We start from the raw sequence: 19,310 nt of genomic DNA on the forward strand, positions 1-19,310 counted from the left end.
TTCACCCGTTTTTCTCCACAATACATGGCAGAAATACGCCGCGTCCCTCGTGCATATTGATCACTTTTTCGGTTGATCCACGAAAAACTCCGGGACCATACGTGTGTTTGTCTCTGCACAACAGCATTCCCACAATATTGATCCGTTCTTTTTTGCGGTCGTAGAAAAAATCAAAAAACTCCTGTTCTACGTATTCCTGTACCATGTAATGCTGCCATTCTTCAGCAATTACGCGGTCCCAACCTTCCGGTTCACATTCATTTTTGATATACATCCCGATACCTCTTCCTCCACTGTTATTTTTCAACACCCAGTTTTTGGTTGAGCGAATCAGTTCTTCCCGCTTTTCTTGCGTGTCCGGAATGAATGACGGGATCAGGAAAGGAGTCAAAAAAGCATAGTCTGATTCGGAAAGATAATCACGCATGATTTCGGCGTTGCAAAGCACTGCCAAAACGCGTTTATCGTGAACCAGGATTAAGGTGCGTGGATCATTGGTGCATTTACCGGAAGCAATTAGTCCTTTCAGTACTGCAGGGTCAATTCGTTTCAACTCTTCGCGATCCATTTCGAGAATAAACTGACCGGCCGGCTGTTGCCCGACAAACAATTGATCCGCTTCTGCACGCAAATCAGCTGAGGAAATCGATTGCGCCAGAATGCCGCGTTGATTCAACTCGCGAAACAGGTAATTGACCTCGGTTCCCTTTTCCCGGTCATGAATCCAAAACAGCGGTTCTCCGGAATGTAAAGTCTGAACATAATCATCCAGGAAATTGTTCAATCCGGGAACTTCCTGCCACTTGTCATGCACTCCCGGAATGAGCTTCGCCACGATTTCATCCAGGTAATAGCTGAACATCCAGCCATTGAACGGATAACGACAACCAATTTCACAAATTTTCTTCTGTCCGCCGGTGTCGATGACAAAGTCAGGACGATACATCCCGACTTTGTACGGAAACTCCTGTGCTATTTCCAAAATGGATTCCAATCCGGCGTCCAGCTGGTAAATATCCCGGATACGCTGATCCGAAAAATAATGCTGAACGATTTGAACAAATGCCCGGTTCAGGATTTCGGTCAGCCGCTGAAATTCCTGCAAATCGCTTTCCTTCACCAAAACAGGCAAATTAGAAACGTTGTAGGGCAATTCACCCAGAAATTGCTCCAGCAGGAAATTCACCTGGGCCTGGTCCATTCCTTTCGCAGAAAGTTCCAGGCCCTGGCGACGCGCTTCGGTTTGTTCCGCCGGATTCATCATTGCAATAATGCGCCGGACTGTACCAGCTGGTGGTTCAGGGTGCTCATCACTTCTGCTTTCAATGTCAGATAAGTCGTGATGATTTCCTGTAAATCGTAGTCTTCAACGGACAATCCCGTTGCTTTCGCAAACGAATGAACCGCATCTACCGCATGGAAGAAGTGATTTTTTTCAGTCGGGCCGCAATGAACCGCAATCCAAGCCAGGGAAAGGTTAATATCCTGCTCCGACAAATTACTGGTTGTTTTCAGCCAGTTTTCAAAAAGCGGCAGGATGAATTCTACTTCTCCGTGTGTATAAATCTCGTGTACCAACGTGGTCAGCAAACCGATCATGATGTCTTTATTCCGCAGGGAATTTTTGTCCTTCCACGCTTTGAATTCTTTCGCTTCAGCGCACAGATAGCGGTGTGACAGCCAGCTGTCGTCTCCACTGATATTGGTTGCCATGCGGTAAAACAAAACGGAATGCAAAATCTGACCGACTACAGCCAAATCCTCATCCACAATGCGGTTCAGGCTCGCAACGGCTTTAAACAAATCGTGTTCGCTTTGTACCGGTTTGTTTTCATGCACCAGCATCGTCATGCGGTTGCTCAATCCGGCAACGGTTACCGCGCTGTTATTGGTCTGACTCCAACTGTGGAAAAACGATCTCAGGGTTTCCGGATCTTGTTTGACAGCCGTCAACGCGCGAAAGGTGTCCTCGATAACGGCGAATTTTTCTTCCTGTAAAGGAAAATAGGCCAGTAATTGTTGTTTGATGTGTGATTCCTGCATATCTGAGATTACAGGCATCACGATAGAACTTAATGTGCTCATGAATAATGGTTTTTATAAGTAAATAGTATAATATGGAGTCCTGATCAAAAGCCAGGAAAATAATCAGTCACCGGAGATGATCCGAATGAGTCGGGTTATTCTGCGCAGTCGTTCAATGCAGGAACTCTTTGAGCAAAAGTATAACTATTCCAAAGCCTTGCAAGACGGCGAAATAAAACTTCGCCATCCCTGCCGTTTTTCTTTCCGAAGGAATTTGAATCAATCGTAAAAGCGTTTGACAAAAAAGAATTATTTTTGCAACAATGATGCATTTAGAAGAGAAAAAGGAGTGGTTTTCGACCTGGTTCAATTCACCATACTATCACGTATTGTATGACGAGCGGAACGATGAAGAAGCAAACGAGTTCCTGAACAACCTGGTTTCGGCACTTAAACCTGAACCGGGAGCCAGCGTACTGGATCTTGCCTGTGGAGCAGGAAGACATTCCAGAGCTTTGGCCAGTCATGGATTGAATGTTTCGGGCTGCGACCTTTCTCCGAATAGTATTGAAGAGGCCAAAAAGAATTCCGGTTCAGAACTGACTTTCTTCGTGCATGACATGCGTGATCCGCTGGACGAACACTATCAGTATGTCTTCAACTTGTTTACCAGTTTCGGGTATTTTGATGACATGCATCAGAATGCACTGGTGTTGAAAAGTGTACACGATGCACTGACCGGCCCGGCCATCCTGGTGATTGATTTCATGAATACGCATAAAGTAATCCGCGACCTGCGCTTCCGCCAGGAAATACGGAAAAACGGCATTCTTTTCCATATCAAAAAGGAGGTGAGCAACGGCCGAATTGTGAAAACCATCGCATTTGAAGATCAGGGAAATTCGTGGTTCTTCCAGGAAAAAGTACAGGCTCTTTACCTTTCGGATTTCGAACAACTTTTGGCAGACGCGGATTTTGAAATCGTACGCCTTGCCGGAAACTACCAACTGGATTCATTTGACAGCGAAACATCTGACCGACTGATCCTTATCTGTAAAAAGAAATGAGCGAATTGATCCTAACGATTTTCTTCCTGCTGTTATCCGTTGTTGTAGGCGGTGTGCTGGTGGTTTTTCTTGAAAAGAAGAATCAGGCGGCTTTTATCAAGTTGTCACTGGCATTCAGCGGCGGTTTTTTGCTGGCGATTGCCTTTATTCATTTTCTCCCGGAATTGTACGCGGAAGCCCATACCACGATTGGAATCTGGGTGCTCGTGGGATTCCTGGTTCAGTTGTTTCTCGAGTATTTTTCGGGCGGCATCGAGCACGGACACATTCATGCACATGCAAACAAGAAGATTCCCTATGGTTTATTGATTTCCCTGAGCATTCATTCGTTTATTGAGGGAATTCCGCTGGCCAACACCAGTGTAGACGTCCACAACCACGAACACCTGATCGGTCACCATCACAATTCTTTATTGCTGGGAATTATCCTGCACCAATTGCCGGTTGCCATTGCTTTGATGACTTTGCTGCGACAGTCGCTGATCAAGTCTTCCACTTCCTGGATTCTATTGCTTGTTTTCGGGATGATGACGCCACTCGGATTGATTTTCGGTTCAGTGATCCCCATGAATACTGCCGTTCCGTTCATGGATATCCTGCTGGCTATCGTTGTCGGAATGTTCCTGCATATTTCCACGACGATCATTTTTGAAACGAACGAAAACCACCGTTTTAACCTGGCAAAACTGCTGGCTATTCTGCTGGGAGTGGGTTTGAGCATGAGTTTGATCTAGTTCTTCCGGAAATGGTTCAATTTCCGCTTTCGGAAACAGATAATTCTTAATTTTAGTCGCAAAAGCCAACTCATGAAGATACTCTTTGCCCTGTTGCTCGTTGTTTGCGGAGCCACTGTTTTCACGTTCGATTCATTGGAATCATCGCTTTTGGATAGTGGTTTTTCCTGGACGATGTCGAAATTGTTTCCATACCTGCTCCTGGGTTTCGGGGGAATTCTCCTGGCTTATACCTTTGCGAAAGGGTTTAAGCTGAAGCCGAAGGCCGTAAAGGTTGTCATCGTAATCCTGCTTTTAGCACTGCCGTTTACAATTGGTTTTGCACTCAACCCGATTTACGAAGGAGATTTCAGCTCTGAAGGAACGGAAGTTTCCGATTCAAAAGTGACTGTTGATCCGAAATACGATTTGGTCATCGTTACCATCCCGGGCTGTCCTTTCTGTCTGGAATCCATTACCCGTTTGAAACTGATCAAGAAACATCACCCGAAGGCTCAGATGCTGTTCATGGTGTGTTCTTCCGATAAAAAAGACCTGGAGCTTTATAGCGGGCTTATCGCAGGAGATTTTGACATCGACCTGGCGAAAGACATCGAAGCTTCCGTGAAGCTGGCAGAAGGCCACTTCCCTACTTTTGTGCGATTGAAAAAAGGCGTTCCTGTTTACAGATGGTCGAACGACCAGTTTGGAGCGGGAGCCATTGATTCGTTCACGGAAGACCTGAAGTAAATCCCCCGGCATGAAGCTGCTGTTTTCGGTTCTTTTTGCATCTCTGCTACTTAACAGTTATGCTCAAACCTGTTCGATCAAGGTCGAACCGGATGTATCTGTTCAGAGCTTTGAAGAGGAAATGGCCGTTTTTTTCTCGTTGAAGTTCACTATTAACGGTGTTTCATTCGGCACGACAAGTTCCCGGGAAAACCTTATTCGGCTCAATCCAAACGGGTTCGACACCATCAGGTATGTTTATTTCTGGCAGGGAAAACGCATTGAAACGTTCAGTTTATGCAAATTCCGTCCCAATGAACACTATACGATTTCGCCCTGCACCTGTTGTGGTATCTTTTTGATGCTTCCAGGAAAAAAGGCCGAAAGAGGGTTTGTGCAGTTTGTCAATGAGTCCGAGACTCCTTATTTGGGAAGCGTTTCCGAATTGGGTTACGATTCCATTCCCGCGAAGGATCAAACGCCGTTTTTGTTTTCGGCTATTTCAATGAATTGTGGGTTCCGTCCGTCGCAGATTGCCGTTTTTGAGCAAAGCTATGCCGATACGAAGTATGACTATGAGCAACTATCGAAACTGGATGATGCGGCGCAAAGCGAACTGGAGGCCCAACAACGCAAACTTATTCGCTACGAGGTCGATTTTCTTTTTCTGCATGGTGAAAAACTGATTTTATCCATCAGTAAGGATGGTTCCGGGTTTACGCTAAAAACCGCGCTAACACCGGGCAAATAGACTCATGTCTATTCGTCTTTTTTACTCTCAGCAACAAGAAAAATCAACCCAATTTCCGGCGCACCAAATCCTCCAAACAATCCACAAAACGGGGATGATCATTGGAGCTTGGTACCAACTGCACTTTTTCTCCTCCGTTTGCCTTGAAAATTTCCTGGTACTCCTCCCCGATCTCGATCAGTGTTTCCAAACAATCAGCTACAAAAGCGGGACTAAAAGCCAAAATGCGTTTTTTTCCTTCTTTCCCCCATTGCTCAATCACTTTATCTGAAAACGGCTGAATCCATTTTTCATCCAGGCGCGATTGGAAACTTACCATGTACTGATCTTCTCTCAATCCCAATTTTGCAGCGATAAGGCGGGTTGTTGCGTAACTCGTTGCCTTGTAGCAGAATTTGTTGTCACCGGTGATTTCCTTTTCACAGTCGTGATCCGCACAAAGACCCGAATTATAAACCTTGTCCACTTGTCTTTCAGGCAAACCGTGGTAAGAGAACATGATTTTATCGTACGAAGCGATATCAAATGCTTTCGCACGCTCAACGATCGAGTCGATGTATCCTTCGTGATCGTAGAACTGGGAAACGACCTGAATCTCCGGAATCACCCACCATTTTTTGATGATTTCCATCGCTTTATCCACTGCAGATCCGGTTGATGCACTGGCATACTGCGGAAACAAAGGCAGGATAATGATCTGATCGTAATTGGCTTTACGCATGCGTTCCAGCACGGATTCCATGGATGGATTCTGATAACGCATCGCCATTTCAATGGTCACATTGTCCGACTCAAATCGCTGCTGAAGCAGTTTTTGTACCGATTCGGTGTACGTCAGTAACGAGGATTTTCCGTTCCCGAGATCCCACAGTTCTTTATAGATTTTAGCCGATTTCGGTGTCCTGAACGGAACAATGATTCCGCGAACCAGTAACAAACGCGAAAAGAACGGGATGTCGATGACTCTCGGATCCATTAAGAATTCTTTCAAATAACGACGAACATCACTGTTTTTCGGACTATCGGGAGTTCCTAACTGAATCAACAGTACACCAATCTTTTTACTCATCTCTTGGATTTAAAAGCTGTGCAAAAGTAACACAAAAGAGCGAAAAGAAAACTGATTGAGGTCATAGTTTGTAAAGACCGGTGAAGCTATCCTGCCCCCTTCGTTTCTATTTAAGTTTCGGATAAAAGAACATTGGAAGCAAGTGTTTCTCACTATTTTGCGGGAGATTTTTTCAATTTTATAAATTCATGAAATTGTGTAAAAGGCTGGTTTTACTACTATTCCAACCGGTTTGTATAGAAACCCAACACCTTCCCACCATTCTTTCCCTTAAAATCCCCACCTTTTCTTTCCTATATTTGAATTTTGCAATTCAATAGCTCATGGATTTTATCAGCCTGGAAGAATTTTACCAATCAATCAGCAATGGCGTTTCTTTGGTTCCGGAGGGAATCGGTAAGGAGCTGGGGCATTTCAATGTCTTTGACACCAGAGAGTTGATGACACAACTAAAAGGACAGAAAGGAAAAATGCCCTATAACCGTCGTTTGTACTACAAAATCAGCCTGATTGAAGGCCGGAGCAAGGCGGAATACGCAGATAAGGTCATTGATATAGAGAAAAACGGATTGTTGTTTGCAACGCCGAAAGTTCCGTACAATTACGCTTCCGAAGACGTCAATCACGGGGCGGTATTTTGTGTGTTTACTGCAGATTTTATCACAAAGTCCAACACGGGCTTCAACCTGGATGAGTTGCCGATTTTCAGCCCGGGAAGCATTCCTGTATTTGAATTATCTGAAAATGAAGCACCATATATCCGGACGGTATTTTCCAAAATGAAAAAAGAACTGGCTTCGGATTACGCGTTCAAATACGACCTGATCCGGAATTATGTGATGGAAATCATTCATTTGGGACAGAAATTCCAGCCGGCTTCCGTGTTATACCCGAAACATTCCGCATCCGAAAGAGTGAGCTCGCTCTTCGTTGAATTGCTGGAAAGACAGTTTCCCATTGAATCCAACCAGCAGCGGATCGGGTTGAGGACTGCGAAAGATTATGCAGATCGCTTGTCAGTTCATGTGAACCACCTCAATAAAGTGTTGAAAGAGCATACCGGACGAACAACTACTGAAGTGATCGGGAATCGCATTACCCAGGAAGCGAAGATTTTGTTGAAGCAGACAAACTGGACGGTTTCGGAAATTGCTCATTGCCTGGGGTTTGAAGAAGTGGCGCATTTTTCCAATTTCTTTAAAAAGCAGACAGAAATGGCTCCGAATTCATTCCGGGTTTAATAACTTACAATTGAAAGATAGAGTCAAGAGAGAAGAATTTTGGAGTCATGACTCTTGATTCTTGATGTCTCTTTTTAATGAATGATTGAATTTTGCAATTCTTGGATTGCTCTTTGCAAACTACCTGCGCACCTGATGCACTAATTTTGGGATATCAAATGACAGGATATGAAAACAAACAAATTAGCATTGATTACAGGAGGAAGCCGTGGTTTAGGAAGAAACATGGCAAACAAGCTTGCAGACAAAGGGATCAACGTTGTAATCACTTACCATACGAACAAAACGGAAGCAGACAAAGTAGTTGCTGAAGTACAAGCGAAGGGAGTGGAAGCATTGGCGTTGCAACTGGACGTAAGTAAGGCAGATAGTTTTGAAGCATTTGTAGCGGAATTGACCGGATTGCTGAACAGCAAATTCAATACGGATAAGATTGACTACCTGGTAAACAATGCCGGAGTGGGACTTCACACACCGCTTGGAGCAACAGAGATGTCGGTTTTCGATGCATTGACAGACATTCACTTCAAAGCACCTTATTTCCTGATCCAATGGTTGTTGCCAAGCTTAAATGATGGAGGAGCAATTATCAATATTTCCAGTGGATTGGCACGTTTTACAGCACCGGGATATTCCGTGTATGGATCTTTGAAAGCGGCTGTAGAACAATTGTCCAGATACCTGGCGAAAGAATTGGGACCGCGTCAGATTCGCGTAAACTGTGTGGCTCCGGGAGCAATTGAAACGGATTTCGGAGGTGGAGCAGTAAGAGATAATGCAGACTACAATAAAATGATTGCCAATACAACCGCTTTAGGAAGAGCAGGGTTGCCGGATGATATCGGTGATGTGGTTGCATTCCTGTGTTCAGATGAATCCCGCTGGATCAACGGACAACGTATTGAAGTGTCCGGAGGAGCAAATTTATAAAGTGATTAAAAATGCGAAAGACCGAAGTATTTTGTCTCCGGTCTTTCGTCTATTCGTCTAAAGTCTTTGATCAATCCAAAATATCGGTCTGCGTATCAGAGAAGTTCCCCAATAATTTTTGAAGTTCGATCTTCTCTGATTTTTTTACGACATACGTCTTTGATAACGTATCGTGCCACCCGCGTTCCGCAAAGCAGGAAAATGCTTCAAAAGGAATGAATCTGCATAGTGTACGCAACATTGCCTGTCCAAAACCTACTTTTTCAGCACGTTCATTGATGACGGTGTAGCCGCAAATCAGTTTTCCCAAAGATGTTCCCATTGTGCCCTCGAAAGCTCCATAATAGATAAAGAACAGCGGATATCCCATCCAGTTGAGAAGGGTATTGAACGACGTTCCGGGACGTAACATTTCTACATTGTCCGTTGCAACTACAACAAGGCCGATGATAACCCCTACGATGATGGTAAAGATGTAGTAGAAAACAACATCAATGACGAAATAACCAAAACGAACGCCTTGCTTAACAACTTCCGGGTTTCGTCTAATCATTCGGGTAACCGGAAATTCTACGACATTCCCGTTTTCGTCCTTTTCTTTCTTATAGGTTGTCTTTTCAATCTTTAGATCTTCAATGGTTTTCATAAGTTGGTTTTAAAATTCAGGGACGAAAAATAGCAATTATTTGTGACATGAAAGGGAGCAAAAAAGCCGTTCAGATAAAAGGAAACGGCCTCCTCATATCGAAATAATGTCACTTATTTAGCGGCTTTTACCTGCTTCAATCGTTCATACAAAATCATTCCGGTTGCAACTCCCACGTTCAGGGAAGCAATGTCTCCCGCCATCGGGATGCTCAAACGTGCATCCGACATTTTCAATAAATCGTGCGAAATTCCATCTTCCTCAGATCCCAGGATAATGGCTGTAGGGCCGAAAAACGAATAGTTTTCAACGGAAATTTTCGATTTTTCCGTACAGGAAACAATCTGGAAGCCGCTTTGCTGTAAATAGAACAAGCTGTTTTTCAATAAATCGGTTTTACACACAGGAATCGTATGCAAAGCTCCGGCAGAAGTTTTGATGGCATCCGCAGAAACCAGTGCGCTTCCTTTGGAAGGAACCAGGATTGCATCTACCCCCATACATGCTGCTGTGCGGGCAATTCCCCCGAAGTTCCGGACATCCGTAATGCGGTCTAAAACCAGGACACACGGTTCTTTTCCTTCAGAAAGCCATTGATTACACAACTCTTCGATGTTTTGGTATTCAACCGGGGATGTAAAAGCAACAACTCCCTGGTGATTATTTGAAGTCAGCTTGTTCAGTTTTTCAACCGGAACGTACTGCAATTGGTAATCCTTTCCGGTTAAAGCCGTACGCAGTTCTTCAAACAAATCCTTGTCGATTCCTTTTTGAATCAGGATTTTATTGATTTCCACCTCGTTTTTGATCGCTTCGATCACCACGCGGATTCCGTAAATAATGTCGGAAGGATCTTCCTTCGGTTTGCGCTCGAACGAACGTTTATCGCGGTTAAAACCTCCGCCTCGCTCGTCGCGGTCATTTCTTTTATTATACATGGAAAGTAATTTCAAGTTCGATATCCTCGCTAACGGATTTTGCAACCGGACAAGTCAAGGCAACACGCTTCACTTTTTCAATCGTTTGCTCATCCCAGCCGTTGTCTCTCAGATCCAGTTCAATCACCAGTTTCCCGATTCTGCGTGGATTGGCAGCCATAATTTTGGTTACTGTTGCAGTCCCGTTTTCATAGCGGTGACCGTGTTCGTTACAGTAAATCCCGATCAGGCTGATCATGCAGGAAGCATAAGCCGTAGCAACCAGGTCGGTAGGAGAAAACTTTTCACCTTTTCCGTGATTGTCTGTCGGAGCATCCGTATGAATAACGGTTCCGGATTGAAGATGAGTACATTCCGTTCTCAGGCCTCCAAGGTATTTGACTGTTGATGTTGCCATAATGTGTATCTCGTTTTATCACTCAACAGGTTTAAAAGTGCTCAAACCTGTGAGTTTCCTGTTTCCTTATTTATACTGTTTCCTCAGGATCATTCAAAAAGTTCAAAAGGAAGCATGTTCATGCCTGTTAACTTTTCAATTTTGACTTTTCAATTCTCCCTTAAAATTGAATGCTTCTTTGTACTTTTGTAAAATCAAAAATCAGTGGGTCAAAGGTACGGAATTTTGTGTCCCGATAGCCATTTGAACAGAGAACCTGGTTTTTGACTAGTGGAAGGGTACGACTATGTCAGAAGAAATAACAACAGCAGATAATAAAGTTCGCATTAAAAAACCGAATTGGTTGCGCGTGAAGCTTCCGATCGGTGAAAACTATAAGAAGGTTCGGGCTTTAGTGGATGAACATAAACTGCACACGATTTGTGAGAGCGGAAGCTGTCCGAATATGGGTGAATGCTGGGGAGAAGGAACGGCAACGTTCATGATCCTGGGAAATATCTGTACACGATCGTGTGGTTTCTGTGCGGTACAAACCGGTCGTCCGGATGCAGTTGACGAATTCGAACCGGGGAAAGTGGCGCATTCCATCAAAACGATGGGGATCAAACACGCCGTGATTACTTCGGTAGACCGCGACGATTTGAAAGACGGCGGAGCCGGAATCTGGGTTCAGACCGTGCGTGCGGTGCGTCATCAAAGTCCGGGAACAACCATGGAAACCCTGATTCCTGATTTTGCCGGAAAATGGGAAAACCTGCAGCAAATCATCGATGTAGCTCCGGAAATTGTTTCGCATAACCTGGAAACTGTTCGCCGCCTGACCAAACAGGTGCGTATTCAGGCCAAATATGACCGAAGCCTGGAAGTATTGTTCCGTCTGAAAAAAGGAGGAATGAGAACCAAATCCGGGGTGATGCTCGGTTTGGGAGAAACAGACGAAGAAATCATTGAAACAATGGAAGATTTGAGAGCCGTTGGTGTTGATATCCTCACCTTGGGACAATACCTGCAGCCAACTCCGAAACACCTTCCGATTGTGGAGTTTGTGGAGCCTGAACGTTTCCAGAAATACGAAAAACTCGGATTGGAAATGGGCTTCCGTTTCGTGGAAAGCGGTCCGCTGGTGCGTTCATCTTACCATGCCGAAAAGCATATTTTCGAGTTGTAAAACCCTGGAATAAGTGTTTCGACGACCTCTTTGACGATCCCGAATCACTGATTCGTTCCGGATTCATTTAGTAACTCATTCCCAGCTTTCCGGTGACATACAACTCTGAAAGTTGTGACTTATTGGTCTTCGACAGCGTTTCAATCCATTTCGATTGCGCATTCAAATACGAAATTTCACGGGCATTCACCAAAAACAGCGAACTCTCCCCGTTGATGAATAATGAACGCTCCGCATTGGCCAGCTGACGATAGCGATTAGCGATGGTTTGTGCCATTCTTGCCTGAGTCACGGAGGTGTTCCATTCATTGCGGATCTGAAGTTGCTTGGTCCGCAATTCGCGTTGCTTCAGTTGCTGTTCCAGGCGGGTATTTTCGATTTTGGTTCTGGTCAGGGACAGACTGTTTCGCTCTTTTCTGAGTAGAATCGGCATGTAGAATGCTGCTCCCCATTTATAGTTGGACCAGGTGTAATTCGTAGAAATAAAATCCGGGGCAGGCGTCAGTAAATTGTAGTTAACACTCAGCTGGGGTTTCAATTGTTCCACTTTCAGTTTGCGTTCAAAATCCAGGTCGGATAATTTCCAATCGTAGTAACGAATAGCCGGATGTGTACCTGCTGAATCAGGAAGCGCGGCGGAAGGTTCATTTACAACCAGCTTTTCTGGTATCAGCATACTGTCGAGTTGAAGAGGAATCCTGCCTTTTTCCCATAAGTAATTTTCCACGGCAATCACTGCATTTTGCAACTGGAGCTGGCGTTGTTCGACCTCCATTTTTCGCAGGAAAAGTTGCGCTGAAGCCTCAACAGTATCAATGTAAGGACGGTCGCCCAATGCGGTATTGGACAATAATTGCTCAAAGCGAATCTCCGTATATTTCAACCCTTCCAGGGCCAGCTCATACTGGGCTGTTTGCTCCTGCCATTGGATGAATACTTGTCCGGCTTCGTAGAGCAATTCGTTCAGTGTCAATAGCTGTTCAACATAGCTTTGATTGAGTGCAACCTGGGCCCGTTTGATCTGAGTCCGGCGTTCATCGGTAAACATGCCGCGCCCCAATTGTACTTCCACACCCAGGTAAGTCAGCCCGTTTTCAGGAGTCCGGCTTTGCGGGTTCAGGTAAGTTCCACGGTTCCAGTCTCCCATCGCTTTGAAATCAATTCCCAGTCTCGTTGGAATTTTGAGTCCGGTTGAAAGCGTGCTGTAATAGGTGGTTCCGTTAAAAACTTTTTGGTCAATTCCCCCGAGTAGTACAGGGTCAAAACTTCCTTTCGACTGACGGATAAAGACTTCTGCCATTTCTACCTGGTTGGATGCTACCAAGGCAACAGGATGGTTTTCTTTAATATGCTGCAGGTATTGTTTCAGGGTAAGTTCCTGTACAGTATCTTGTGACCATCCGGTAACAGCAAAGAAACTCAATGATAAAACGAGTACTTTCATCATGACTTTTTAGTTTTAGCAGCCGGGGTAGCCGGTAAATAGTAATTCGGGGGGAATCCGTTGATTTTTCGCCACAGTTCATACCAGATTGGTACATTATCAAGTAAGGTCATGGTTTTTACAGCTACTCCCATGCGCAGTTCTTTTGGCCACGGATAATCCGATTTATCCGGAGCGACCAGGACACGGTATTTTCCGTTTGTGCCCACGAAATTGTCAATAGCAACTACTTTTCCTCCATAGGAACCATAGCTGACCATCGGCCACCCGGAGAATACGATGGCCGGCCATCCGTCAAATTGAAGCCGCACCTCATTTCCCACGTGTACCAGTGGCAAATCTACCGGAGAAACAAACATTTCTACCGCAAAGTCACTCAGATTCGGTACGATGCTCACTAATTCAGCACCTTCTTTGACGGTCTCTCCTACACCGTTTTTCAAGGCTTTCGAAATGTAGCCATTTTGGGGAGCTGTTACGTAATAGTAACGGGAACGGATGTGGTAGTTGGCAATCTGGTTCTGCATTTTCGTCACAGTCGCTTCCACATCATATAAGCTGGAGAGGGCCGTGGATTTGTCGGATTCACTTTTGGCGATCTTATCCCGGTATTCGGCATCAATGGACTGGATTTCGGTAATGGCATTCAGCAATTCGTTTCGGGAAGCCAGTAATTTGTTTTCCAGGCTCACAACTTTGGCTTCCATTTCCTGTACTTTCAATCGCTTGTTTTCCAATTCTGTGAGCGATTTGAGATTCTGACGGTGCAATTCTTCCGTTCGTTCATACTGCTTGACTGCAATTTCCAGCTGTTTGGTATTGGCACGGTAGTCCATACTGTCTGAAGCAACTCTCAGCCGGGCTTGTTTTACCTTGTTGCGTGCCTGTTGCAGTTTGATTTTCCGATTATCAATCAACGCATCTATTTGTTGGTCCTGTGCACGCACCTTGGCCATGTAGGATTCGGCACTGTTTTCCTTGGAATGCATGGCAGATTCGGTCCGTTCAATGAGTGCGGGGTCCATGTATTCGCTTTTCACCTCGCTAAGGTAAACCAGGGTGTCGCCCTTCTTAACAAATTCTCCTTCCCGGACAAACCATTTCTCAATCCGTCCTCCGATAATGGAATGAACGGTTTGAGGACGGTTATTCGGACTCAAAGCGGTTACGCTTCCCGGGGATTCGATGTTTTGAGTCCAGGGTAAAAACAAGATGATAAGCAGTATTCCGAAAAAATACAGGCTCAGTCTTCTCCAGCGCAAAGGTGTTTTTAATTGCTTGGCTGTTTGTACGGATGCGTATGATTCGAATCGTTTCATAATTTCAAGTCGTTAAAATCAATGATATTCCCGTTGAGTTGAAGTGCGTGTTCAGTGGCAAGTACGATGGTTGTTCCGGGGTTTTGTTCCAGGATTTTCCCGATGAGCTCTTCCCGCTGGAGCGTCGTCATGGGGGAACCGATGAATGAGAGCACCAGGAGTTTGGGGTTGGAAATAATTGCGCGGGCAATCAGCAAGCGGTCCCGCTCTTCTTCCGAAAGGAACTTATCGGATTTCGAAATCAGGGAATCCAGTCCAGCTGCCTGGTCTTGATATAAGTGAGCAAGTCCGGTGCAATTGAGTGCGGAAATAATTTCTTCGGTGGAAATACCTGTCCTTCCAAACACGATGTTATCGGTCAGGCTCCCCTCAATCAGGTTGGAGCCCTTGGCAAACCAGCCGATTTGCTCGAAACCGGAGGTGAGTTTGTTTCCATCGGGGATGTGGTAATTCCAGCGCGGACGGTAACCTTTGGAAACAGTGGGATCAATCAGTTTGCGTAACAGCGTGTTGATCTGGAGCTGATTGATACCGATGATTTGTGTGTGTTGTCCCTGATCCACATGCAAAATACTTTGATGGCTGCCTTCCGGTAACAGTTTCATGAGTTCAACCGGGAATAGTTCCACTTGTTGTTCCGCAGTATTCTCTTCAAAGGTTACAGGAATGTCGCGCACCTGCTCTAATTTCTCAAGAGAAGTGCAAACATCATAAAGTGTTTCCAGGGATTGAATGATTTTTTCGACAGCACCAAGTAAGAGCAATATCAGTACTTCAGCCGCAACGAATTGCCCCAGGTTGATTTGCTGCGAAATAACCAGGTAACCTCCCAGCCCGAGCAGCGAAGCAACAATAAGTGCCTTGATAGCAATCATCCAGATAAATTGTTTCCACAGAATCTGGAAATGATTTTCCCTGCTTTCCAGGTAAGCATTGGCATGTTCATCCAGTCGGTTCAGGGATAGCTTCTCGTTTGGAATCAGTCGGAAACTCCAGTCCGCACGCGCAATTTCCTGCAGCCAATAAGCTGTTGAATATTTGTGCTTGGATTCCGTTAGGGAAGTAGCCAACCCCTGTTTCAGGATTGGTCGAAAAATAATGACTAGTAACAGAACCAATAGAATGCTGAAAGCAATGTAAAAAGGATGGTAAAGTGATAGAACGACCAGGCTGAATACAATCTGGAGCAGTGCAGAAGTGAAGTCCAGCAAGACTTTGGAAAACCCTTTTTGCAGGCTGATGACATCAAAAAAACGATTCATGAGTTCAACAGGGATTTTCCCTGAAAGAGCCTGTCTGTTGAAGCGTGGAAAACGGTGGGCAAAATCAAAGGAGTAATGCACAAAAATACGCTGCTGGATATTTTCCGTAATCCGAAGCTGCATGATTTGCATCACACCGGTGAGTACCACGCCGGCGATGACCAGCATGACCAGCAGTACCCAGGAAGTCGTGATCTGACCGCTCTGGATAAAATGGATCACCGACTGGATTCCAAGGGGTAAGCTCAGGCTTAGGATTCCACTGACAACTGCATAGAAATAAAGCGCCGAAATATCGGTTTTTTCCAGCTTTAATAACTGGTTCAGTCTTTTCCATGGATTAATTGTCTGTGTTTTCATGCGCGTTTAACGTTGATGTTAGTAAATGAATGTAAAATGAAACCACCGATTGATGATCCTCGTTCGCATTGGTCAACCGCGGAAGATGATCTGCAAAAAAATGCTGCAAATGGGCTCCTTCGATGATGGTTGTAATCAGCATATTGGGATATGCATACTGCGGATTGATTTGATGCACCAATTGCACAAGATATCCAACCAATTGTTTGTAGTTTTCAAAAGCCCCGGTTTTATTCATATTGTCGACATCTTTTGTCAGCAAGGATTTGACACCTTCCTGCTCAATAATGTCCTGCAATTTCAACTCATCAATAACGGGAAGGTCTTTCGGTGTTTTTCTTCTTTCAATGAGCAATATAATGGCTTGTTGCAGTTGCTTGACAGCACTTTCAGACTGATTGATTTCATGTTGAATCCGGTAGTTCATCATGCCCCAGTACCAGGAGAATAAAAACAAAAGGAGCTGTTGTTTACTGTTGAAATAACGATAAATGCTTGCTTCTGTACAACCAATAGAATCACTTAGTTTTTTCAGGGTAAACCGTTCGAAACCGATTTCATGAATCAGGTTGATGGAATGCGTAATGATGGAAAGCCCCAATTTGGTTTCCTGCGGGTCCCTTAAATAGGTACTGGCGGGCTGAGCTATTTTGAACTGGATGATCATGATAGTAATACTATTATTAACAAATGTATTACTATTATTTCTTTGAAAATCCGGATTTAACATTTATTGATGAAAAAGCAAACACTCCCGTTTATGGTGTGCTTTCCCTTGAGTTGTAATTAGTAACCTCGTTTGCTCCAGAACCGGAAAAGCACAAAAAATAAGATTGCTTCCAAAACGAAAAGCAGGAAGGTGGGTATTGAAAACAAAATCCGGAATTGCGGGTATTGAATGTTGCAGTCCGCATCTTCACATTGGGGTTCAAGGTAATATCCGAAATGCGTCATCGTAATGAATGCAGGTCGCGGGCCATCTGGAGAAAGGTCTTTCTCAGGATAAATTTCACCGGTTTTTACAGCAGGTTCGTTACGGTATTTCCACTTTAGTAATATCCATTCAACGGGGTCTATTAGAGCCAGTTCCGGACAGGTGCAGTTCTGAAAAACAGCTCGAACACTAACGAAGTCAATTAGTAGAATGAGGGCAATAGGAAAAAGGATGGAGCGGATTTTTTTGATTCTGACGAACACATTCATCTTAGGTTGATTGGATATGAATACCGATTGTAATTCCTGATTCGCAAATGTAATTAAAAACGATTCTTGTTTGTTTTTTATTCCCATGGTCTTGCGCCCGAATTCAGGTTAGCGTTTGGAAAACCTTCTGCGTCATTTACGACATTAACGCATCGTATTTTGTTTAACCGCGAAGAAGCATCGTGTGCAAAGCCTGAAAAATAGTAATGAAAACCCCGTGTTTCAGATCAAAACGTATTTAATCACCTGGCTATACAATTTTAGCAAATTTGAACAGATTCTTTTTGCCTTTTCAATTTTCAATTCTCAATTAATACTTACCTTTAACACATATTTTACAAATTGAAACTATGAGTACGTTTGACGTTGCGATAATTGGTTCAGGTCCTGGTGGATACGTAGCCGCTCTTCGCTGTGCACAATTAGGATTGAATACGGCTTTAATCGAAAAATACCCGACGCTTGGTGGAACTTGTTTGAACGTAGGATGTATTCCTTCGAAGGCTTTGCTGGATTCTTCAGAGCATTTTTTCAACGCAAAACATAATTTCGCAACTCACGGAATTAAGGTAGATAACGTAGAGGCAGATATCGCGCAGATGATTGCCCGTAAAGACGACGTAGTGACGCAGACCTGCAACGGTGTGAAATTCCTGATGGATAAAAACAAAGTAACCGTTTACCAGGGAGTGGGTTCGTTTGTAGATAAAACGACGATTGCAATTACCGACGGAGAAGGAAACAAAACAACAATCACAGCGAAAAACACCATTATCGCTACCGGATCCAAGCCAAATTTCTTCCCGGGAATGGAACCGGATAAAAAACGTATCATCACTTCTACGGAAGCTTTGAAGATGACGGAAATCCCTAAAAAGATGATCGTGATCGGAGGTGGTGTCATCGGATTGGAATTGGGATCTGTTTACGCACGTTTGGGGTCAGAAATCGAGGTGGTTGAATTCGCACCGAACATCTTGCCTACGATGGATCTTTCTCTTGGAAAAGAATTGACAAAAATCCTCAAAAAAGAAGGATTCAAATTCAATTTGGAGCATAAGGTTCAGAAAGTTGAAAACACCGGAAACGGAGTGAAACTGGTTGCCCTGAACAAAAAGAATGAAGAAGTGGTTCTCGAGGCAGATTACTGTCTGGTAGCTGTAGGACGTAAACCATATACAGAAGGTCTTGGATTGGAAAATGCAGGATTGGCAGTCAACAACCGCGGTCAGATTGATGTAAATGACCACCTGCAGACTGCAGTTCCGAACATCTATGCAATCGGTGATGTAATCCGCGGAGCCATGCTGGCACACAAAGCGGAAGAAGAAGGTGTGGTAGTTGCTGAGCAATTGGCAGGACAAAAACCACACATCAATTACAACCTGATTCCTGGAGTAGTGTATACCTGGCCGGAAATTGCTTCTGTAGGAAAAACAGAAGAAGAATTGAAAGCTGCAGGAGTGGAATACAAAGCAGGATCTTTCCCGATGAAAGCATTGGGAAGAGCACGTGCTTCGATGGATACCGCCGGATTCGTTAAAATCCTTGCGGATGCAAAAACGGATGAGGTTCTGGGGGTTCATATGATTGCCGCACGTGCTGCAGATATGATCATGGAAGCGGTTACAGCAATGGAATTCCGTGCTTCAGCAGAAGATATTTCCCGCGTTTGTCACGCACACCCGACGTTCTCTGAGGCAATCAAGGAAGCGGCTTTGGCAGCGACAGATAACAGAGCATTGCATATTTAAATAAGCAATAAATAGTGGAAAGGCATTCGTGAAAACGGATGCCTTTTTTTGTTTCCTCCAGCGGGGAAACCTGCCCCCACATTAGAATACTGATTAAAATTCTTCTTCTAACGTAGAATACATTGTTGCTTTTGTAAATAGAAAAACCAATATTCCATGGGGGCAATTAAAGAAAATCGGGAATTATGTACTTAAGTCAGGTAGGTTTGGATACAAAAAAGTTAGGGAATTCATCACACTATGAACCCACGCTTCATTTCTACCGCAAATGCGCAAATTTTTAGCTCGGCTACC

Annotated in this window: 18 protein-coding genes; 8 read left to right on the forward strand and 10 right to left on the reverse strand. The window is 44.3% G+C overall.

Annotated features, from left to right (window positions below):
• Position 1 precedes the first annotated feature (1 nt).
• Positions 2–1,261: a hypothetical protein gene (locus ABDV94_RS15005; RefSeq protein ID WP_343748022.1), complete on the reverse strand. Its 1,260-nt coding sequence runs from the start codon at positions 1,259–1,261 to the stop codon at positions 2–4.
• A complete protein-coding gene (locus ABDV94_RS15010; RefSeq protein ID WP_343748023.1) occupies positions 1,261–2,085 on the reverse strand; it encodes a hypothetical protein in 825 nt (274 codons plus the stop codon). The genes ABDV94_RS15005 and ABDV94_RS15010 overlap by 1 nt, the downstream gene beginning before the upstream one ends.
• 263 nt (positions 2,086–2,348) lie before the next feature.
• Here ABDV94_RS15010 and ABDV94_RS15015 point away from each other — a divergent pair, with 263 nt between their 5' ends.
• From ABDV94_RS15015 to ABDV94_RS15030, 4 genes are all read left to right on the forward strand, one after another.
• Complete coding sequence (locus ABDV94_RS15015) at positions 2,349–3,092, forward strand: methyltransferase domain-containing protein (RefSeq protein ID WP_343748024.1); 744 nt, start codon at positions 2,349–2,351, stop codon at positions 3,090–3,092.
• Positions 3,089–3,826 (forward strand): ZIP family metal transporter, encoded by a 738-nt coding sequence (locus tag ABDV94_RS15020; RefSeq protein ID WP_343748025.1) that lies wholly within the window; start codon positions 3,089–3,091, stop codon positions 3,824–3,826. Before ABDV94_RS15015 ends, ABDV94_RS15020 begins: the two co-directional genes overlap by 4 nt.
• A gap of 72 nt (positions 3,827–3,898) precedes the next feature.
• A complete protein-coding gene (locus ABDV94_RS15025) occupies positions 3,899–4,555 on the forward strand; it encodes a hypothetical protein (protein ID WP_343748026.1) in 657 nt (218 codons plus the stop codon).
• 10 nt (positions 4,556–4,565) lie between these two features.
• Positions 4,566–5,285 (forward strand): hypothetical protein, encoded by a 720-nt coding sequence (locus ABDV94_RS15030; RefSeq protein ID WP_343748027.1) that lies wholly within the window; start codon positions 4,566–4,568, stop codon positions 5,283–5,285.
• A 43-nt stretch (positions 5,286–5,328) separates the two neighbouring features.
• Here the strand turns inward: ABDV94_RS15030 and hemH are convergent, their stop codons facing one another.
• The gene (gene hemH / locus ABDV94_RS15035; protein WP_343748028.1) at positions 5,329–6,354 is read right to left on the reverse strand and encodes a ferrochelatase; all 1,026 of its coding nucleotides are present in this window, start codon (positions 6,352–6,354) and stop codon (positions 5,329–5,331) included.
• Between the two features lie 323 nt (positions 6,355–6,677).
• Here hemH and ABDV94_RS15040 point away from each other — a divergent pair, with 323 nt between their 5' ends.
• On the forward strand, positions 6,678–7,595 hold the full coding sequence (locus ABDV94_RS15040) for a helix-turn-helix transcriptional regulator (RefSeq protein ID WP_343748029.1): 918 nt from the start codon (positions 6,678–6,680) through the stop codon (positions 7,593–7,595).
• Positions 7,596–7,763: 168 nt separating this feature from the next.
• Positions 7,764–8,525, forward strand: coding sequence for an SDR family oxidoreductase (locus tag ABDV94_RS15045; protein ID WP_343748030.1), 762 nt, complete (start codon positions 7,764–7,766; stop codon positions 8,523–8,525).
• A 70-nt stretch (positions 8,526–8,595) separates the two neighbouring features.
• On the opposite strand, the gene ABDV94_RS15050 is transcribed toward ABDV94_RS15045, so the two are convergent.
• From ABDV94_RS15050 to ABDV94_RS15060, 3 genes are all read right to left on the reverse strand, one after another.
• The gene (locus tag ABDV94_RS15050) at positions 8,596–9,171 is read right to left on the reverse strand and encodes an RDD family protein (RefSeq protein WP_343748031.1); all 576 of its coding nucleotides are present in this window, start codon (positions 9,169–9,171) and stop codon (positions 8,596–8,598) included.
• A 113-nt stretch (positions 9,172–9,284) separates the two neighbouring features.
• Positions 9,285–10,109, reverse strand: coding sequence for a 23S rRNA (guanosine(2251)-2'-O)-methyltransferase RlmB (gene rlmB, locus ABDV94_RS15055; protein ID WP_343748032.1), 825 nt, complete (start codon positions 10,107–10,109; stop codon positions 9,285–9,287).
• Positions 10,102–10,506: an OsmC family protein gene (locus ABDV94_RS15060; RefSeq protein ID WP_343748033.1), complete on the reverse strand. Its 405-nt coding sequence runs from the start codon at positions 10,504–10,506 to the stop codon at positions 10,102–10,104. Before ABDV94_RS15060 ends, rlmB begins: the two co-directional genes overlap by 8 nt.
• Before the next feature lie 286 nt (positions 10,507–10,792).
• Between ABDV94_RS15060 and lipA the strand changes: the two genes are divergently transcribed.
• The gene (gene lipA, locus ABDV94_RS15065; protein WP_343748034.1) at positions 10,793–11,674 is read left to right on the forward strand and encodes a lipoyl synthase; all 882 of its coding nucleotides are present in this window, start codon (positions 10,793–10,795) and stop codon (positions 11,672–11,674) included.
• A 67-nt stretch (positions 11,675–11,741) separates the two neighbouring features.
• Here lipA and ABDV94_RS15070 read toward each other — a convergent pair whose 3' ends face one another.
• The 4 genes from ABDV94_RS15070 to ABDV94_RS15085 are packed head-to-tail and all read right to left on the reverse strand — an operon-like array spanning position 11,742 to position 16,726.
• Positions 11,742–13,121 (reverse strand): TolC family protein, encoded by a 1,380-nt coding sequence (locus ABDV94_RS15070; RefSeq protein WP_343748035.1) that lies wholly within the window; start codon positions 13,119–13,121, stop codon positions 11,742–11,744.
• Entirely contained in the window at positions 13,118–14,437 is a 1,320-nt protein-coding gene (locus tag ABDV94_RS15075; protein WP_343748036.1) for an HlyD family efflux transporter periplasmic adaptor subunit, read from the reverse strand. Before ABDV94_RS15075 ends, ABDV94_RS15070 begins: the two co-directional genes overlap by 4 nt.
• Positions 14,434–16,059: an ABC transporter ATP-binding protein/permease gene (locus ABDV94_RS15080; protein ID WP_343748037.1), complete on the reverse strand. Its 1,626-nt coding sequence runs from the start codon at positions 16,057–16,059 to the stop codon at positions 14,434–14,436. Before ABDV94_RS15080 ends, ABDV94_RS15075 begins: the two co-directional genes overlap by 4 nt.
• Positions 16,040–16,726, reverse strand: coding sequence for a helix-turn-helix domain-containing protein (locus ABDV94_RS15085; protein WP_343748038.1), 687 nt, complete (start codon positions 16,724–16,726; stop codon positions 16,040–16,042). Before ABDV94_RS15085 ends, ABDV94_RS15080 begins: the two co-directional genes overlap by 20 nt.
• Before the next feature lie 886 nt (positions 16,727–17,612).
• Between ABDV94_RS15085 and lpdA the strand changes: the two genes are divergently transcribed.
• Entirely contained in the window at positions 17,613–19,016 is a 1,404-nt protein-coding gene (lpdA, locus tag ABDV94_RS15090; protein ID WP_343748039.1) for a dihydrolipoyl dehydrogenase, read from the forward strand.
• The last annotated feature ends 294 nt before the right edge of the window (positions 19,017–19,310 follow it).

Source organism: Fluviicola sp. (assembly GCF_039596355.1).
Lineage (GTDB): Bacteria > Bacteroidota > Bacteroidia > Flavobacteriales_D > Crocinitomicaceae > Fluviicola.

Coding starts and splice junctions, on each gene's coding strand:
- ABDV94_RS15005 (WP_343748022.1), bottom strand. CDS start 1,261: ATGAATCCGGCGGAACAAACCGAAGCGCGTCGCCAGGGCCTGGAACTT.
- ABDV94_RS15010 (WP_343748023.1), bottom strand. CDS start 2,085: ATGAGCACATTAAGTTCTATCGTGATGCCTGTAATCTCAGATATGCAG.
- ABDV94_RS15015 (WP_343748024.1), top strand. CDS start 2,349: ATGATGCATTTAGAAGAGAAAAAGGAGTGGTTTTCGACCTGGTTCAAT.
- ABDV94_RS15020 (WP_343748025.1), top strand. CDS start 3,089: ATGAGCGAATTGATCCTAACGATTTTCTTCCTGCTGTTATCCGTTGTT.
- ABDV94_RS15025 (WP_343748026.1), top strand. CDS start 3,899: ATGAAGATACTCTTTGCCCTGTTGCTCGTTGTTTGCGGAGCCACTGTT.
- ABDV94_RS15030 (WP_343748027.1), top strand. CDS start 4,566: ATGAAGCTGCTGTTTTCGGTTCTTTTTGCATCTCTGCTACTTAACAGT.
- hemH (WP_343748028.1), bottom strand. CDS start 6,354: ATGAGTAAAAAGATTGGTGTACTGTTGATTCAGTTAGGAACTCCCGAT.
- ABDV94_RS15040 (WP_343748029.1), top strand. CDS start 6,678: ATGGATTTTATCAGCCTGGAAGAATTTTACCAATCAATCAGCAATGGC.
- ABDV94_RS15045 (WP_343748030.1), top strand. CDS start 7,764: ATGAAAACAAACAAATTAGCATTGATTACAGGAGGAAGCCGTGGTTTA.
- ABDV94_RS15050 (WP_343748031.1), bottom strand. CDS start 9,171: ATGAAAACCATTGAAGATCTAAAGATTGAAAAGACAACCTATAAGAAA.
- rlmB (WP_343748032.1), bottom strand. CDS start 10,109: ATGTATAATAAAAGAAATGACCGCGACGAGCGAGGCGGAGGTTTTAAC.
- ABDV94_RS15060 (WP_343748033.1), bottom strand. CDS start 10,506: ATGGCAACATCAACAGTCAAATACCTTGGAGGCCTGAGAACGGAATGT.
- lipA (WP_343748034.1), top strand. CDS start 10,793: ATGTCAGAAGAAATAACAACAGCAGATAATAAAGTTCGCATTAAAAAA.
- ABDV94_RS15070 (WP_343748035.1), bottom strand. CDS start 13,121: ATGATGAAAGTACTCGTTTTATCATTGAGTTTCTTTGCTGTTACCGGA.
- ABDV94_RS15075 (WP_343748036.1), bottom strand. CDS start 14,437: ATGAAACGATTCGAATCATACGCATCCGTACAAACAGCCAAGCAATTA.
- ABDV94_RS15080 (WP_343748037.1), bottom strand. CDS start 16,059: ATGAAAACACAGACAATTAATCCATGGAAAAGACTGAACCAGTTATTA.
- ABDV94_RS15085 (WP_343748038.1), bottom strand. CDS start 16,726: ATGATCATCCAGTTCAAAATAGCTCAGCCCGCCAGTACCTATTTAAGG.
- lpdA (WP_343748039.1), top strand. CDS start 17,613: ATGAGTACGTTTGACGTTGCGATAATTGGTTCAGGTCCTGGTGGATAC.